The sequence below is a fragment of the Streptomyces sp. 8P21H-1 genome (genome assembly GCF_013302945.1).
In genome coordinates, this window is sequence record NZ_JABTYA010000132.1 from 1 (window position 1) to 957 (window position 957).

1 protein-coding gene is annotated in these 957 nt (G+C 76.4%); it reads right to left on the reverse strand.

The features are described from left to right. Nucleotides 1–89: 89 nt before the first annotated feature. Nucleotides 90–957, reverse strand: an 868-nt coding sequence (locus tag HO151_RS02385) for an alpha/beta hydrolase (protein ID WP_254594650.1), incomplete at its 5' end; no start/stop codon positions are given.

Below are 957 nucleotides of genomic sequence, written 5' to 3' on the forward strand. Positions count from 1 at the left end.
CGGCCGCGGCGACCGGCGTCTGTCAGCCGGTCGCGGGTGACCGGCGCCCGACGAGGCCGGACGTGGCGACCGGTGCCCGTCGCGGGTCGTCAGAGGGTCGTGCCGGGGCGGAGGGTGCGGTGGAGCCAGTGGAGGCGGGTGTCGCGTGCGTCGCGGCTGAGGGCCGCCCGCGGAGCGAAGGTGTCGAAGCCGTGGAACGCGCCCGGCCAGACATGCAGTTCGGCCCGGCCCCCGCTGCGCCAGAGCGCGTCGGCGTAGGCGACGCCCTCGTCCCTGAACATCTCGGCCGACCCCACGTCCACATAGGCGGGCGGAAGCCCGGACAGGTCCGTGGCGCGGGCGGGAGCGGCGTAGGGCGGCACTTCGGCGGTGCCGTGCAGCTCGCCCAGCAGCGCCTGCCACATGGTCGCGCCGGAGACCCGGTCCCCGGTGCCGACACCGTCCAGCTGGTGGCTGGAGAAGGTGGTGCCGCGGTCGTCGAGCATGGGGCTCAGGAGGAACTGCCCGGCCGGGACGGGACCGCCCCGGTCACGCAGGAGCAGGGCGAGCGCCGCGGCGAGCCCGCCCCCGGCGCTCTTGCCGCCCACGACGATCCGCTCGGCGTCGATACCCAGCGTGCGCGCGTTCCCGGCGGTCCACACCAGCCCGGAGCGGCAGTCCTCCACCTGCGCGGGATACCGTGCCCGCGGCGCCAGCCGGTACTCGACGGAGACGACGGCCAGCCCCAGCGGAAGGGCCCAGTCGGCCAGCAGCCGCGGAAGCACGGACCACGCGTTGCCCATGACCATGCCTCCGCCGTGCATGTAGTACAGCAGCGGGAGCGGTCCGGTGAGCCCGGCCGGGCGGGCGCTCACCAGCGTGACGTCCGGCCCGCCGCCCCCGCCCGGCACCCGCAGTTCCTCGACGTCGAAGGCGCCGCCGGCCCGCAGGTCCGGGAGCGTCGGTCTGGGACGGGCC